At 71.3% G+C, this 15,588-nt stretch carries 13 protein-coding genes, 1 tRNA gene and 4 pseudogenes; 9 read left to right on the plus strand and 9 right to left on the minus strand.

Annotated features, from left to right (window positions below):
• Positions 1-618 precede the first annotated feature (618 nt).
• Positions 619-2,274, plus strand: a complete 1,656-nt coding sequence (locus IPQ09_08475) for a hypothetical protein (protein MBL0194243.1) — start codon at positions 619-621, stop codon at positions 2,272-2,274.
• The gene (locus IPQ09_08480) at positions 2,271-2,657 is read left to right on the plus strand and encodes a hypothetical protein (GenBank protein MBL0194244.1); all 387 of its coding nucleotides are present in this window, start codon (positions 2,271-2,273) and stop codon (positions 2,655-2,657) included. Before IPQ09_08475 ends, IPQ09_08480 begins: the two co-directional genes overlap by 4 nt.
• A gap of 255 nt (positions 2,658-2,912) precedes the next feature.
• Here the strand turns inward: IPQ09_08480 and IPQ09_08485 are convergent, their stop codons facing one another.
• Together IPQ09_08485 and IPQ09_08490 are read right to left on the minus strand one after the other, a co-directional pair.
• Positions 2,913-3,842, minus strand: a complete 930-nt coding sequence (locus IPQ09_08485) for a hypothetical protein (GenBank protein ID MBL0194245.1) — start codon at positions 3,840-3,842, stop codon at positions 2,913-2,915.
• Positions 3,843-3,917: 75 nt separating this feature from the next.
• Positions 3,918-4,760 (minus strand): outer membrane beta-barrel protein, encoded by an 843-nt coding sequence (locus tag IPQ09_08490; GenBank protein ID MBL0194246.1) that lies wholly within the window; start codon positions 4,758-4,760, stop codon positions 3,918-3,920.
• A gap of 218 nt (positions 4,761-4,978) precedes the next feature.
• Between IPQ09_08490 and IPQ09_08495 the strand changes: the two genes are divergently transcribed.
• From IPQ09_08495 to IPQ09_08515, 5 genes and pseudogenes are all read left to right on the plus strand, one after another.
• Positions 4,979-5,209 carry a hypothetical protein gene (locus IPQ09_08495; protein MBL0194247.1) on the plus strand — a complete coding sequence of 77 codons (231 nt, stop codon included), beginning with the start codon at positions 4,979-4,981 and terminating at the stop codon, positions 5,207-5,209.
• A 192-nt stretch (positions 5,210-5,401) separates the two neighbouring features.
• A tRNA-Ser gene (locus IPQ09_08500) sits at positions 5,402-5,486 on the plus strand.
• Between the two features lie 64 nt (positions 5,487-5,550).
• Positions 5,551-5,980: pseudogene (locus tag IPQ09_08505) on the plus strand (WbuC family cupin fold metalloprotein).
• Between the two features lie 252 nt (positions 5,981-6,232).
• Complete coding sequence (locus IPQ09_08510; protein MBL0194248.1) at positions 6,233-6,697, plus strand: FKBP-type peptidyl-prolyl cis-trans isomerase; 465 nt, start codon at positions 6,233-6,235, stop codon at positions 6,695-6,697.
• A gap of 17 nt (positions 6,698-6,714) precedes the next feature.
• The gene (locus tag IPQ09_08515) at positions 6,715-7,785 is read left to right on the plus strand and encodes a VOC family protein (protein ID MBL0194249.1); all 1,071 of its coding nucleotides are present in this window, start codon (positions 6,715-6,717) and stop codon (positions 7,783-7,785) included.
• A gap of 347 nt (positions 7,786-8,132) precedes the next feature.
• Here the strand turns inward: IPQ09_08515 and IPQ09_08520 are convergent, their stop codons facing one another.
• The 4 genes and pseudogenes from IPQ09_08520 to IPQ09_08535 all read right to left on the minus strand — a co-directional run bounded on the left by IPQ09_08520 (position 8,133) and on the right by IPQ09_08535 (position 12,110).
• Positions 8,133-8,543, minus strand: coding sequence for a YceI family protein (locus tag IPQ09_08520; GenBank protein MBL0194250.1), 411 nt, complete (start codon positions 8,541-8,543; stop codon positions 8,133-8,135).
• 140 nt (positions 8,544-8,683) lie between these two features.
• Positions 8,684-9,217 (minus strand): annotated as a pseudogene (locus IPQ09_08525) (YceI family protein).
• A 93-nt stretch (positions 9,218-9,310) separates the two neighbouring features.
• Complete coding sequence (locus tag IPQ09_08530; protein ID MBL0194251.1) at positions 9,311-10,582, minus strand: hypothetical protein; 1,272 nt, start codon at positions 10,580-10,582, stop codon at positions 9,311-9,313.
• An 838-nt stretch (positions 10,583-11,420) separates the two neighbouring features.
• Entirely contained in the window at positions 11,421-12,110 is a 690-nt protein-coding gene (locus IPQ09_08535) for a hypothetical protein (GenBank protein MBL0194252.1), read from the minus strand.
• A gap of 142 nt (positions 12,111-12,252) precedes the next feature.
• Here IPQ09_08535 and IPQ09_08540 point away from each other — a divergent pair, with 142 nt between their 5' ends.
• Both IPQ09_08540 and IPQ09_08545 read left to right on the plus strand, forming a co-directional pair.
• Entirely contained in the window at positions 12,253-13,161 is a 909-nt protein-coding gene (locus IPQ09_08540; protein ID MBL0194253.1) for a purine-nucleoside phosphorylase, read from the plus strand.
• 28 nt (positions 13,162-13,189) lie between these two features.
• Positions 13,190-13,700, plus strand: a pseudogene (locus tag IPQ09_08545) (cytidine deaminase).
• On the opposite strand, the gene IPQ09_08550 reads toward IPQ09_08545, so the two are convergent.
• The 3 genes and pseudogenes from IPQ09_08550 to IPQ09_08560 form a co-directional block, all read right to left on the minus strand.
• Positions 13,664-13,960, minus strand: coding sequence for a hypothetical protein (locus IPQ09_08550; protein MBL0194254.1), 297 nt, complete (start codon positions 13,958-13,960; stop codon positions 13,664-13,666). The pseudogene IPQ09_08545 and the gene IPQ09_08550 sit on opposite strands and share 37 nt — an antisense overlap.
• Positions 13,961-14,300: 340 nt before the next feature.
• Positions 14,301-14,408: pseudogene (locus tag IPQ09_08555) on the minus strand (PEGA domain-containing protein).
• Between the two features lie 528 nt (positions 14,409-14,936).
• Entirely contained in the window at positions 14,937-15,125 is a 189-nt protein-coding gene (locus IPQ09_08560; protein ID MBL0194255.1) for a hypothetical protein, read from the minus strand.
• Positions 15,126-15,588: the final 463 nt, after the last annotated feature.

Consider the following 15,588-nt stretch of genomic DNA (forward strand, 5'->3'; position numbering starts at 1 on the left):
AGCGCGAGCAGGCAGGAATCCTCGTGCGGCGTGGGGGCGCCGACTGTCCGGGACGGCTCATGGGGTGTCCTGGACGGCGCCCCATGCGCGGCCTCCCGGTCGAGGGAGGCGAGGTGATATCGTCAGCGCGTCAGAAGGGTCACGGACGACACGCCAGCGTCGATCCCAAGCTCGCGCGCCAGAGCGACCAGGCACGCGACGACTCGCCCACGGTTGACGCGCACATAGCGTGTGCCGTTGGACCTGGAGCGCGGAGCAGGGCGCCGTCCATTCGCTTGCCCACGAATGCCGCGCGACGGCGCCGGATAAGAGTTGGGGGGGTTCCACCCGGACGGTTTCCTACGTCACGGTCTCTTGCAGGCGCTGACGCCGTGCAGCGCCGTGCAGGCCACCTGGCACGGCGGCGGGGGAGTGGCGCCCGGCGTCGCAATTCTGCCGTGGAGCACGACGTGAGCCCGCGTTGCCCCCCGCTCCGCTTGCTGGGCGCCCAGGAGACCCCGGCGCCCCGACACCCACAACCCACCGCCGCCCTGAACGCCCGCCCCTCCCCACCGCCCACCACCACCCCCTTTTCTTCCCCCCGTCCCTTGCTCGCCGGCCCCCTTGAAGTAGGGTGACGTGGGCGAAATCGCTCGAAAGGCACCCCATGAAGTCATCGTCTGGATCCTCGCGCGCGGGCTCTCGCTCTTTGCGTTCCCCGCGCTCCTCTCGCTCGGCGCTTGGCTCCCCGGCTGCTCGGCCACGATCGACGAGGGCACGCCCACCGCGACCGACGAGGACGACCTCACGAGCCTCACGGCGCGCTCCCGCGAGCTGCGGTTCGAGGGGCTCGTCTACGTCGAGGTGGGCGCGAGCGACGCGACCATCCTGAAGGCGGCGCGCGCGCAGAGCCAGTCGGCGTTCGGCGCGCTCCTCGCCCTCGAGATCTCGGTCGAGAGCCGCGAGCTGAAGGACATCAGCCCGACCACCTTCAAGAAGCGCGAGGTCACGGTCTTCGACACCAACAACCCGGGCGACCGCGGCAAGGCCCAGCTCGAGGTGAAGTACCAGTACCGCGACAACGCGGTCGTCCCCACGGCGCTCTCGCGGCGCACGTCGCTGCCGCTCGCCGTCCTCGGCGGCGCGTTCGACACCGAGGCGAACCGCGCCACCATCGTGGCCGCGTGCACCAAGAACGACAAGGAGGCGCGCGACGACGCCGCCTCGGGCCTGCTCTGGTACGACTTCAACCCGAGCAAGGCCTCGTGCAAGGCCGCGATCACCGACGAGCAAGAGAAGGTCGACGCCGACCGCGCGAAGCTCGCCGACGCGCGCACGCAGGTGCCGCGATCGCAGCTCGACAGGCTCTATGTGCCGGCCACCATGAGCCTCGGCGCCGCGAAGACGACACGCGGCTCCACCTACCCCGAGTACGACAAGCTCTTCTCCCAGGGCGTCACGCCGGGCAAGCTCACGATCGGCGCGCTCACCGGTCGCCTCGCCCACGACCACGTCGAGGCCACCAAAGACGACGGCTACTATGAGTGGATGGACATGCTCGGCGTGGTGTTCGAGGCCCACCCGGGCTTCACCCTCACCAAGATCGATCCCCCGGAGGACATCACCACGGTGACCGTGGGCAACAAGCGCCTCGAGGGGCTCAAGTTCGCCGACGTCATCCAGTGGACGGTCTACGACATTGGCTACCCGAGCGGCCTCACCGCGGCCGAGAAGACCGAGCTGCGCGTCAAGATGGCCCAGAAGCTCGACAACCACTGGCTCACCTTCGACATGCCCACGAAGGTGTCGATCAACGGCGGCGCCGCGAAGGAATTCGGCATCGTCCTGAACACGAGCTTCGGCGCCGAGGAGGGGGCGACTCCCTACAAGCGCGCCATCAAGACCAGCGACGTGTTCGTGTTCAACGGCCACTCGTACATTGGCCGCGGCCCGCTCGACCCCGCGAACTTCCGCGCCAGCGACTTCCCCTCCACCTACCAGCTGCTCTTCATCGACAGCTGTGTATCCTACAACTATTACAACGAGGGGTATTTTCTCGTGAAGCCCGGCGGCACGAAGGTGCTCGACACGATCACGAACGGCATCGAGGCCCCCGAATACCAGAGCGGCATGGCCGAGGGGCAGCTCATCGCGAAGCTCATCGACGGCTCGATGCCGAGCTACCAGACCCTGCTGCGCGAGGCGAAGGCGACCGACCCCATGCGCGTCGTCGACGGCGAGGTCGACAACACGTACAGCCCCACCCGCACCCCGATCAAGCTGGTGCGCCCGTGAGCGGCGATGAGAAGGAGACCCCGGCGATCGCGCCGGCGCAGGCCGAGGCCGACGAGGACCGCGCGGCCATCTTGGCGCGCAGGAGCCGCTTCGTGACCGCGGCGCTCGCGGGCCTGGCGGGCGCGTCGCTCGTGGCGGCGTGCAGCACCGACTCGATGACCGGCGACGCCGGCTCGCCGGGGGACGCGTCGTCGGAGACGTCGCCTCAGCCGTGCCTCAGCGTCGCCATCGACGCGACCCCGCAGCCGTGCCTCACCCCGCTGCCCCCGGACGCCTCGCCCGACGCGAGACCGGACGCGAGGCCCGACGCGAGCCCCGACGCGACCCCGCAGCCGTGCCTCGCCCCGCTCCCGCCCGACGCGGGCGACGCGAGCGACCAGTAGCGACGCGCGCCGTCCGTCGAGCGGCGCGGGCTTCGGCGCTCCCGCGGTGGTCGGGCTCGGGCGGCAGGCGCACGAACAGCCTCTCAGCACCGCGTCGACACACGGGCCTGCGTGTAGAACGGATCGATCTCCCCGACCCACTCGGGAGGAGGCAAGGGACCACCGCCCGAGGCCGTCGAGCGAGGTCGCCCCCCCCGCTCGATCAGGCAGAGTTGCAGCTCCTCTTCGAGCCCTCAGGACGGCGAGCCCGCGCGCTCACGCTCCTGCAAGGTAAAACGCGTAGAGCAGGCCCTTCGCGAGCTCGCGCGCCTTGCGCTCGCAGAGGTGCCCGGCGCCGTCGCCGTCGATCCCCTGCCCCTTGCTCGCGCACCCCGGGGTCGATCGGTTCGCCTGGCAGATGCGCCACACGCCGCCCTGTTCGCAGCGCTTGCCGGCGTCGAGGCTCTCGACGTCTTGGAGATCGAAGATCACGTCGTCTTTGAAGGTGGCGAGCATGTAGGCGCGGAGCCGCTGCTTGGGCGGGTTCTCGGCGACGCTGTAGACGAGCGGCGGGGTGATGTGGACGAAGCGCGCCCCCTGCGCCTTCACGTCGCGGACGAGGCGCGCGTATTCGGTCTGCACCTTGGGGAGGTCCTCGTCGCGCACGTCGGCGTAGCCAAAGCTGAACGCGACGATCTTCGCGGCGCCGCCGGTGACCTTCAGCGAGCGCCGCACGACGTCGAATTTCTTGAAGGGCTCGCCGTTCGGCACGTTGCCGACGTCGGTGAAGATGCCGCCGTTCGGGCCATTCACCAGCGAGCGACTCTCGGGCCCGAAGTACTCGAACTTGAAGCCGTTGGCCTCGCACCCGTCCTCGAGGTCCTGACCGACCGATTGGTGCAAATAGAGAATGGGCGCGCGCTTCACGCGGTCGCGCTCGGCGGCGGAGAGCGCCCCCCACGACGCGAGACCCGGGAGCCCCACGACCGCGCCGCCCGTCGCGCTCGCGTTCGCGCGGGCTGCGGGCGCGGGCGCAGTCGGGGTCGCGGCGAGCGGCGTTCCCGGAGCGATGGGGGACGCGGGTGGCGGCGACGCAGGCGCGGGCGGCTCGACCTGAGAGGCGGTGGACGTGCGGCCGCACGCGCCGAGGGAGAGCGGGAGCGCGAGCGCCGCGAGCGCGGCGCAGCGGGACAGGGTCGACCTCATTCACCCCACACTAGCAGTGGACCGGCGATCGCGGGGTACCCGGCCCTCCCGGCGCACCTCCGGCACACCTCCGCCTCAGAACCACGCGGTGAGCCCGAGCGTCACGGTGTCTTGCGAGCGCGCGTTGGCCTCGAACGGGGTCCCGTCGCCGTCGCCGGTGACCGCGCCCCGGTAGAAGATGTCCCCCGCCGCGGCGTCGTGCCGGTACTCGAGCTTCGCGGAGACATGCGGCACCGGACGGACGTCGACGGTCGCGGTGCTGGAGCTCATCCACGACGCGGGGATGGCGATGGGGTCGGCGACGTCGAGCCCTTGCTTTGCGCGCTTCTCTCCGAACATGGCCTGCCGCCCGGCGAGGTAGAGCCAGCTCGTCGCCTTCACGCGGGCCGCGAGGATGCCCGCGAGCCACGCGGAGGTGCCGAATCGATTGGGCTCTACGCCCCCGTCGACGTCGGCGAGGAGCTCGAGGAACGGCGTGGCCTTCACCTTCAGCGAGGCGTCGAGGAGGTGCCGCCACGCGCGCCCCTCGAGCGCGCCCGTGGGGCGCTCGACGCCGGTAAAATACTGCGTGGCGAACGCCACGGTTTCGGAGGGTGTGTAGTTGTACTCGAGCGCGATCGACTTCTCGGCGTTGTTGTCGAGCGCGTTGTTCCAGCCGTTGTACACGCCGGCCCGCACGGTGTGCTGCTTCGAGCTCGTATCCCGCGCGAACCCCGGAGTGATAAAAAGGGAGCGCGTAGAAAAGGTGCGAGTGCGACCAGGTCCAGTTCTCGTGAGTGGGCATCGACTCGGGCCCGATGGGCGAGGTAAAGAGCCCCGCCTCGAGCCGCAGGGCCTTGGTGGGGCCCCAGCCGAGATAGGCCTTCTGAATGTGCTTGAAGACCTCCACTCCACCCGGGCTGGTGCCCGAGGAGCCACGCAGAGCGGGCTCGCTGGCTCCGTAGTAGGTCTCGCCCACCTGGCCAAACTGGATGGCCCCAGAGGCGTACACGGCGTCGTACTCCCACCCGAGGTCGGCGACGAGGTTCTGGAGCGTGATGGCGTTGTGGCGGTTGTCGAACGCGCGGAAGTTCGTGAGGCCGTTCGAGGGGTCGTTGAAGTTGTAGGAGTAATACGCCTCGACGTACCCGCCGAGGGTGAACTTGGACTCGGGCGCGGAGGCGGCGGGCGGCGCGGGGCGGCTCGTCGGCGCGGGCGAGGCCGTGGGAGGCGCGACAGGCGGCGCGCTCGTCGGAGGCGGCGCGCTCGTCGGAGGCGGCGTGCTCGTCGGAGGCGGCGTGCCGGGCGACGGGTTGGCCGCGGACGCCGCGGCGTCGGCAGCGGCCCCAGGATCGAGCGGTGGCTGGGCAGCGGCGGGGCGAGCCTGAGCCAGGGCGGCAAGGCACCCAAGGAAGGCGATCGGGGCGGCGCGCTTGCGGTAGCTCACGCGACCACCGTAGCTCGGCCGAGGGTCTCCTCGCCTGCCCTTCGGCGAGTCCACCTGCGAGACCGACGCGCCGCCACATCCCGCTGCCTCGGAGCGCTTGACAAGGCCCCGAGAATCGACCAATTTCGCCGGCGGAGAGCTGACCGAGTGGCCGAAGGTGCCTGATTCGAAATCAGGTGTAGGGAAACCTACCAAGGGTTCGAATCCCTTGCTCTCCGCAAGTTGCCACGACCCGAGGGGGGTTGGTCGAGCTCGTTGAGGCTCGACCGCCGTGCCAGTTCCATGACGATTCGCCTGATCGACACGGCGCTCCTCGACGAGCTGACGGAAGAGGCGAAGGCCTCCCCGCGCGGGCGCAAGAACCGCAACTTCCACCCCGCCGATCCCTTCCCGGCGCACCGCCTGCTGAACGCGATCGAGCCCTCGAGCTACGTCGCGCCGCACCGGCACCTGTCACCCATGAAGGGCGAGACGCTCGTCGTCGTGCGCGGCGCGCTCGGCTTCGTCGCGCTCGACGACGAGGGCGCCGTGGTGAGCGCGGTGCGCCTCTCGGCGGCCGGCGAGGCCGTGGGCTGCGACGTGCCGCACGGCCTGTTCCACACGGTCGTGGCGCTCGAGCCCGGCACGGTGTTCTTCGAGGCGAAGGCCGGCCCCTACACCCCGCTCGGGGACGCAGAGCGCGCCGTGGGCGCCCGCCGAGGGTGAGCCGGGCGTGCCGGCCTACCTCGCCAGGCTCCGCGCTGTTCCCGTAGCCGCGGGGGCTCCCGCGCAGGCCGCGGCGGGCCGCGCCTCGCGAAGAGCTTGCGGCGCAGGGCAGAGGTCGCGTAGCACGCTCGCGATGCCCCGCTCCACCCGCTCCACCCGCTCCACCCGCTCGCCTCGCTCCGCGTCACTGGTCCTCGCGCTGACGCTCGCTGCGTCGACGCTCACGGCGTGTGGGGCGCCGCCCACCCCGGGCTCCGCCGTGATCTCGCCTACCGCCCCGCCGCCCGCCGAGCCGCCGCCTCCGCCTCCGCTCCCGCCCGCGGAGGCCGCAAAGTGCCCGAACGTGGAGCTCGGCGCGCTCCCCGGCGAGCCGGTCGTGGGCGAGTGGGTCACCACGCCGAGCTGCCTGCGGTACACCGTGCTGCGGCCCGGCGCCGGCGCGCAGCCGCGGACGCGGCTCTCGACGGTGCGTGCACACTACACAGGATGGCTGACCGACGGCACGCAGTTCGACAGCTCGCGCTCGCGCGGCAAGCCGTTCGATTTCCGCCTGAGCCAGGTCATCCCCGGGTGGACCGAGGCGATGCTCGGGATGCGCGCGGGCGAGAAGCGGAAGCTCGTCATCCCCTACAAGCTCGCGTACGGGCGAGAGGGCAACGGCAACATCCCGCCCAAGGCGACCCTCGTGTTCGACGTCGAGCTCATCGACGTGCTCGTGGAGTAAGCAAGGAGCCGGGGACTGTGAGCGAAACGAAGTTCCGGATGGGCCGGCTCGATCACGTGCACGTTCGCGTGCCCAACCGAGCCGAGGCGGCGCGGTGGTACGCCGAGCACCTTGGGTTCGAGCCCGTGGAGAGGTTCGACTTCTGGGCAAAGGCCTTCGAGGGCGGTCCCCTGCAGCTCTCGGCCGACGGCGGGCACACGATGCTCGCGCTGTTCGAGGCGAGCGAGGGACACCCGATGATCCCGCAGAAGACCGGCGTCGCGTTCAGCCTGGACGCGGCCGCGTTCATCGCCTTCGCGCGCTCGCTCCCGGGCGCCATCCAGAGCCCCTCGGGCGAGCCGCTCCGCGTGGGCGACATCGTCGACTTCGACCTGTGCTGGGCCTACAACCTCGCCGATCCCTGGGGCAATCAGTACGAGCTCAACTGCTACGACTACGCGCGCGTCCAGGCCGAGCTCATCGAGGCGGACGGCGTCGAGCCGGTGCGCTACTGGCCGCGTGCGCTGTTCACGAACGCCCGCGCGTCCTGTGATCGGCGAGGGCTGGCCGGAGCGGCGACGTCGGCTACGATGACGCAGGTGACGGACCCCGCGAGCCAGAACCCGATGCCCCCTGCGAGCCAGAACAGGGCGAACGAACGCCGCGATCCGTACCGTGCGGGCGCCCTGCCGACGATCCGCATCGCGCCCGATCGCAGGCCCCTCTTCTACTCGCTGACGCTCGCGCTCGGTGTCGCCCTCGGGGTCGCCGGCCTCCGCGTCGTCGAACACCTGCGCACGCCGGCGAAGGGGGTCTCGGTGACACCCGCCGGGGTCGGGCTCGAGGGGCGCCGCGTGGTGCTGCCCGAGGTCTCCGCCACACAAGGCGGGCGCGCCCCCGCGCCCCCGGGCGGGCCGCTCGTGGTGCACGGGTGGCGCCAGGGGTGCGCCGACTGCATGCCCGCGTTCGAGGGCGATGCGCGCGATCGACCAGCAGGGCGGGCTCGGCGTGCCGCAGGTGAACGTCGCGTATGGCTCGGCCGATCCGGCTGGCTGCGCGGTACGGTGTGCACGAGCGCCTCGTGCTCGACTCCGGGCACGCGCTCGTGAGCCCGCTCGGCATCAGCAGCTTCGACCCTCGTCCTCGACGAGCACCACGTCGTGCGCTTCGTCGATCGACCCACCGCCCTGGCTACCTCCACCACGTGCAGGGCGCCTTCCGCGCGCTCACCAGCGCTCCGCCGTCGAAGGACTCGCCGGTGGAGCTCGAGGACCAGGGCCCGGCTGGGGCCGAAGGTGGGCCAGGTCGCCCGTGGTGCCCTAGCAGCAGCTCTGAGCGAAGCGTGGGCGCTGCGGCGACGGCGACGGCGAGCATCAAGACAGAAACGTCTTATCTATCAAGGTCGCGAGGTCTCGCCGTGGTGCTCCGGCTCACTTCTTCGCCTTGACCGACAGCTTCACCACGACGTCGTCGCGGATGAGGTCGTCCTTCTTCCCGGGATAGGTGAGCTCGAAGTCTCTTCGATTGAGGAGAACTCGGCCTCCACCGGGCGCCCTCTCCCTCGATCTTGATGGTCGCGGGGAACGTCACGGCCTTGGTCGCCGTGGAGCGCGAGGTTGCCAGTCACCGTGTGCGTAGCCCCCTTGTCGCCGCCCGCCTTCACCGCGGTCGAGTCGAAGGTGATGTTGGCGAACTTGCCGACGTCGAAGAACTCGGGCGACTTCAGGTGACCGGTCAGCTTCTCGGCGTCGCTCGTGATCGAGGCGGCGTCGATGTCGACGTGAACGGAGCTCTTCTCCGGCGCGCCATCGACGAGCCGTACCGTGCCCTTGAGGTCGCTGAACCCGCCCTCGTGCTTGCCAGTCACCTTCGAGCCGACCCACGCGATCTTCGAGCCCGTCGCCGAGGAGAACTTGAGCTCGGTGGCACCCGACGAAGGCGCGGCGACCGTCCACCGCGGTCAGCGTCGCCAGCACCGCCAGCGAGGGCTGCGCAGCGCGACCGCGCTCATTTCTGCCTCACGAGGGAGACGTCCAGGCGAGCGTGACCTCGTCGCCGACGAGCACGCCGCCGGCCTCGAGGGCCGAGTTCCACGTCATGCCGAACTCCGGACGCGATCTTGGTCTTCGCCTCCGCGCCGATTCGGGTGTTGCCCCACGGGTCGACGTGCTCGGGTGTGGGTCGTCCACCCTCCAGGACGACCTCGCGCGTGGTCCCGCGGAGGGGTGGATCGCCCACGAGCTCGAGCTTCGCGCCGGCCCGGCGCACGGCCTTCGACGTGAAGGTGATCGCGGGGTGGCGGTCCACGTCGAAGAAGTCGGCGCTGCGCAGGTGCGCGTCGCGCTTCTCGTCCCGCGTGTCGATCGACGCGACGTCGATCGACGCCTCCACCGAGGCCCCCTCGAGGTTCGCCGGATCGAACGTGGCGCGGCCGGAGAGCTTCTGAAAGCCCCCCGAACGTTCGTGATCATCATGTCGCACGGAGAAGGTGGCGCTCGAGTGGGAGGGGTCGAGCGTCCAGGTGGGCGTGTTCGTCGTCATTGCGTGGTTCCTTCCGGTGTTTCGGACCACGCCACTATGGGCCTCTCGGTGCCTCGCGTTTAGACAGCGCCAGCTGAACGAATCGTTCCGTTTCTACGCACAATGCGAGAGCACTTGTGCGATGCTGAGCACAACTCCGGACTGCGCAAATCCGCCCTTCCGGGGGTTCGCCCGAGCGCGGCGGCACTCGGGATGAAGACCGCGTTGGAGCTTCGGACGACGTTGGCCGCGGGAGCGGACAAGCCGGAGGGGTGAATCGGCCAGCTTTGTGGCCGAGAGGCACCGGGCTTGATCGAAGATCATACTCGGTGATTTAGCTCGCCTCGCGGGCGGGCTCGCCGAGGCGACGCGCGGACGCCTTGGGCGGCGGCCACGCGGGACGCGCCTCGCCGCTCGCGAGCGCATTGCCCCGAGCGGCGGGGTGCGCAGCGACACCACGCCGTCGGGGAAGAAGTCGTCGAAGCGGAGCGTGCGCGCGCGCTCGAGCCGTTCGGCCACTGCCGCCGCGCGATCGAACGCGAGCCCCACGCCATGCACGCGCAGATCGCCCTCGAGCCTGTGGCGCAGGTGCGTGAGGCGCTTCAGCGTGGAGAGGTACGCGCCGCGCCAGATCTCCAGGTAGGGCCGGTGGTCCATCGGGTTCTGCGAGATGAGGCGCCGCAGCCGGTTGGCGGGCACGAACGTGTACGTGCTCACGTCGGGGTGCTTGCGCAGCACCGAGTTTCGCGTGGCCTCGTAGCGCGTATAGGAGATGGTGCGCACGTCCTGGTCGATGTTGTAGAGGAGGCCGCGGCGATCGTTGTAGCCGGGCGTCCGCGCGACGTACGGGAGGAACGGGTCGAGCACGAAGATGAGCGTCGCGCCCCGGCGCATGGCCTCGACGAAGTTCGACGTGCGGGTGATCGCGCCGTCTTCGTAGTAGCGGCCGCCGATGGGGGTCGCCGAGAACGCGGGGTTGATGCTCAGCGAGGCCTGGATCGCTCGGCTGATCGGCACGTCGCTGTGCGTCTCGTCGCCGAACAGCACGTGCGTGCGGGCGTCTTGGTCGGTCGCGCCCACGAAGAGCCGGCCGCCGAGGCGCGCGAAGTCGTTGGTGGCGCCGGGCGCGGTGAGGATGGCGCGGAGCGTGGTCTCGAAGCGGTCGGCCCGGAACGGCGGCGCGACGAGGTCCACGTAGTCGAACAACAGCTGCTCGCGCGAGAGCCCGCGCGCGCGGCGCAGGGGTCGCGTGAGGCCTGTCCACGCGGTCTTGGCGGCGAAGCCGAGGCGCCGCGCGAAGCCGGAGACGTCGAGGTGCCCGAGCCGAAAGATGCGCAGATCGAGGGGCGCGATGCGGCCGCCGGGGTGGCCGGCGATGGCGGCCATGAACTCGTCGACCGAGGGTAGCCCATCGCGATGGGGCCGTTCACGACGGCGCCCGCGCTGATGCCGAAGTACATGTCGAAGCCGTTGGCGCCGCCGGCGTCGAGGCAGTCGTCTAGGCACTTCATGACGCCGAGCTCGAAGAAGATCCCGGTGATACCGCCACCCGCCGCGCAGAGCGCCCGCTTGCCGGTCTTGCGCTCGGTGAGGGCGCGGCGCGCCTCGGCGAGGAACACGGCGCCCCACACGCCGTCGGCGCCCGCCTCGCGCTCCGCAGAGGGACTCGTGCCACACCACGCGCCCGACGCCGCGCGCGCCGAGCTCGAGGACGAGGCGGTCGGTGGCGGCGCAGGCGGCCCCGGAGAGCAGCACCACGATGCGGTGGAACGCGTAGCGGTCTTCCACGTCCTCGGTGGCGTCGAGGCGGTCGAGCACGTCGAACACGCCCGCGGCTCGCGCGGCGCGGTCGGCGCCGTCGGCCCCCGCGGAGGCCGAGCACGAGGAGGTTCCCGTACGACCGGTGCAGCTCCGCGACGAGCTCGCCTACCTCGGGCCGGCTCACGAGGTCGCAGGCGAGCCCTTCCCACACGACCGTGCCCGCAGCGACCGACGCGTGCTCCGCCGGAGAGAGCGACCGGACGAAGCCCTCGAACTGCGCCTCGGAGGGCCGTGGAGCAGAGAATTCGCTTGGGTTTTTCAGCGGTTGGCACCAGGGAAGCCACCTCAGGCGGTGGTCCGCGTGAACCTGAAGGTGAGCCCGAAGGCGCGAACGGAGGGTCGATGGCGACCCCGAGCCGGAGGCGAGGTGGCGACCTGACCGACATTCCCACGGAAGGCGCGCCTACTCGGTGACGAGGCCCGCCTCGCGCGCCTGCCTCGCGCGCCGCCGGTCGAGCAGCGTGCGCAGCGCGGGTGGGAGGCCCTGAGACACCTGGTCCTCGGACACGTCGCCGCACTGCCGGCCGACCTCTCTCGCCGCGACCGCGAGGAGGATGGCCTGCCCGATCGACAGCAGGGCGTACGCGCGCCGACGAACAGCGCGAGCGGGCCGAGCTCGCGCGAGTCGAGGGCGAGCGCCGTCGCCGAGGCGAGCACGAGCAGCACGTTGAAGTAGAACGACACGGCCGCCGCGCGCGCGGCCGACACCGCCCCGACGGGATCGCAGCGGAGCAGCTTGGACCCCGACAGCCAGAGCCACGCCGCGAGGACGAGCCCCGGGATGCTGAGGAGCCCCGCCCATCGCGACCAAGCCGAGGGAGCGCCCACGCGAGCCCGGCAGGAACATGGAGCCCATCACGAAGCGGCTCAGCGCGGCGAGCCGCACCACCCCGGCGCGCGCTCTGAGATGACCCGTGAAGACCGGGCCGCCCGAGCGGTAGGCGCTGCGGTCGAGCACCTCGGGCGCCTTCCGGAAGGTCTGCCACGTAGGGCGGGTCTTCGCCTCCTCGCGGAGGTACACGGCGCCCGCCAAAGGCGCGGCGTGGGTGATCGCGAACGCGCTGACGAGCCCGAAAAATATGCCGTCCGACATGGTTCCCGTCCAATCGTGAGCGACGCGGAGAGCTCCCTGGGCCGGCGCTCCGCCCGTTCCCCCACCAGAGACGCTAGGGGTCGACCGCGCGCAGAGCAAGGCGGCGGGCGCGCGCGCCTGCCCCTCCCGGAACGCCCCCCGGGTGCGACGGCATTCCGCCGCGCTCGCCGCAGAAATCGTCGAGACCGTGACGGGGCGCGGGTATGCTGCGATCCCCCATGATCGACAGTGCCTCCTCCGTCCGCGCCCGGCTCGAAGAGACCGTCAGCGCCGTGCGCGCCAAGTCCTCCACCAACCTCGCGTCGGCCTCGTCCTCGGGAGCGGCCTCGGCGCCTTCGGTGACACGCTCGACGACTTGGTAAAGATTCCTTACCATGAGCTGCCCCACCTCCCGCAGTCGAAGGTGGTCGGCCACTCGGGGAACCTCTGCTTCGGCAAGGTGAACGGCGTGCCGGTCGTGTGCGTGCAGGCGCATTCACCTCTACGAGGGGCACTCGGTGGAGGCCGTGGTGCACGGCGCGCACGCTCGCGAGGCTCGGGGTCGAGTCGGTGCTCACTCACGAACGCCGCCGGCGGCATCGAGCCGGAGTGGGCGCCGGGCGATCTCATGGTGCTCACCGACCACCTGGACCTCACGGGGCACAACCCGCTCGTGGGCCCCAACGACGACGCGCTCGGCCCGCGCTTCCCGGACATGTCGGCCGCGTACGACCCGAAGCTCCGCGGCGCCGCGCACCACGCCGCCCGCGAGGCGGGGTTCTCCTTGCGCGAGGGCGTGTACGCCGGCCTGCTCGGGCCGACGCAGAGACCCCCGCCGAGGTGCGCATGCTCCGCGCCCGGCGCGCAAGCGGTGGGCATGAGCACCGTGCTCGACACCATCGCCCTCCGGCACATGAAGGTGCGGGTGGGCGCGCTGTCCTGCATCACCAACCTGGCCGCCGGCCTCTCGAAGACCGAGCTCGATCACTCCGAGGTCGAGCAGACCGCGCGCGGCGCGCGCGAGCGGCTCACGGCGCTGCTGCGCGGCTGGATCCAAGGGGCCGCGGCGTGAGCGGGCGAGCCCACCCGGCCCCAGGTCGATCTCCTCGCCGCGCTCGTCGCCGAGGCCCGCGGCCGCCAGGCGCGCGCGTACGCCGTACTCGGGCTTCCACGTGGGCGCCGCGCTGCTCACGAAGAGCGGCCGGGTGTTCGTGGGTGCAACGTGGAGAACGCGTCTACCCGCGGGCATCTGCGCCGAGCGCACCGCCATCGTCTCCGCTGATCGCCGCCGGCGAGCGCGACCCCGTGGCGATGGCGATCGTCACGCCGGGCAAGCGCGGCGGCTCGCCGTGCGGCATCTGCCGGCAGACCCTGAGCGAGTTCGCGCGCGACATGCCAATCGCGCTCGTGGGCGTGGACGGCGACAAGGAGGCGCGGCGTGACACGCGGCTCGCGGCGCTCCTGCCGGACGCGTTCGACTTCGAGCCCGAGCACGACCCGCGCTCGCGCAAGAGCCCTGACCCCGGGCGAGCCCAGGGCCGGCGCAAACGTGCAGGTTGCACACACGTCGTCGCTCAGAAGAAGCGCAGGCCAAACCCGATGGGCGCGTAGAGCACGCGGTTGTCGTTGGCGGGTTCGCGAAAATAGTAGCCAATGCTCGCTGTGATGAGCCACTGGCCATAGGGCTTCGTGGCCACCGAGAAGGCGAGGTCGAAGGTGGGCGAGAACACGATGTTCGTCGCCAGCTTGGTCGTCCCGGTGCAGCTCTGCGCCTGCCCGCCGAGCAGGCCAACCCCGAGCCACGCCCAGTCGCGCGCGCACGGGAGATCGCCGGGCCCATGGAGAGAAGTTCGAGCCCGCCACGCTGCCACACTCCGACCCGATGGCGGTGAGCGCGCGGACGAGGATCTCGGCGCGGCGCGTGAACGCGTAGCCGCCCTCGACCGCGAGCGATGGAGGCGCCGGTCGCGCTCGCCTCCTGCGGGCCTTGTCGGCCTTGAAGAAGGCGTAGGGGACCGCGACGAAGTGGGCGCCGAACACGAAGCCGTCGGGCGCCGGAGCCGGCGGAGTCTTCGGAGGCACGGGCGGCGTAGGCGCGGGCACCTCGGCCGGCGGGGGCGTGACGCCGGGCGCGCGGCGCAGGCATCGCAAGACTGGGCCGCTTGAACCTGAGCGTCTCCGACGCGCGGGGCCCAGTGTGAGATCGCGCTCTTCGCGGTACTCATCGGCCTCCACGACGACGTGGTGGGCGCCCGCGCCGAGGAGCACGGCGGTGGGGGTGCGCTCCTGCAGCTGCGCACCGTCGATGAAGACGCGCATGCCGGGCGGCTCGCTCTCGACGCGGAGGCGCGCCGCGCGCGCCTTCAGCTGTGCGGCGGCGACCGCGGCGGCGGTGGCGAACTCGCCCCGCTCGCCCTCGTCGGCGATGTACCGCTCATAGCCGTCGACGGCGGCCTGGACGCGCCCGAGCCGCTCGTCGCAGGCGCGAGGTTGTAGACGATGACCGGAGCGTGGTGGAGCTGCTCCGCCTCGGCGAAGCGCTGTCGTGCGCCGAGGACGTCGCCACCCTGGTAGAGCTTCCTCCTCCTGGAAGAGAGAGCGCCCGCTCCACCGCCGGTGCTTCCGGCGCGGCCCGCGACTCCTCGGCGCGGGCTGCGCGGGGGCGCGGCGGCGCCCCAGGTGAAGGTGGAGGCGCACGCGCACGCCACGCCAGCGCGCCGAGGCGGGCGGTGCGCGCCGACCACGGCCCCTCCCGCCCTCGCACGCACCGCATTCACGCGAGCGACCACGCCTGGAAGCTAGCAGGCGCGACGCGGCGCGGGCCGAAAAACGCGCCCTCGCGCGACTCTACTTCTCCACCTTGCAGTCGAGATCCTCGCTCACGAGCTCTCCGCCCGCGGCGCCGCCGTCACGCACGTAGACGACGGTGAACCCGCCACGCGGCTTCGCGAACAGGCGCGCCTCGGACGCCTTCTCGTCGTCCTTCGACACGGCGTACGCGCGCCCCTGCGAGCGGAAATCAGCGCCGATCGGCATGATCCGAGGTGCCCTTCCCTTCTCGACGTCGTCGAGGTAAGATCCAGCGCTGGCCCTTGTCGTCGCGGAGGGACTCGGGCGCGGGCCGTGTGCGCCGTGAGTCTTCGTCGGTCACGTTCGTGGGCCCTGCGGGCAGCGTACCGCCCGCGACGCGCGCGCCGCGAGGGTCCTGCACGCCCCTTGCCGGTCGCCTGGGCCGCCATGAGCACGGTGTCGCGCCGTCGCGGGCGATGTCGGGCATCTGGAGTAGCCGGGGTAGCTCTTCGGCGCCCATCGGCTTCTTGTCGTGCGACACGAACGACGCGACGAGCCGCCCGCGTGCCACGAAGAACGAGCCATCCCGAAGCCGTCGGAGATGGGTGTCGTAGTCGATTCCTGGAACGGGCTCGCGCTCATCGGCGTGGCGTACGAGGGCCCTCGCTGTTCCGGCCTGGCGATGGTGAGCCTCGCCTGGGACTTGGCG

Source organism: Myxococcales bacterium, assembly GCA_016720545.1.
Classification (GTDB): domain Bacteria; phylum Myxococcota_A; class Polyangia; order Polyangiales; family Polyangiaceae; genus JAAFHV01.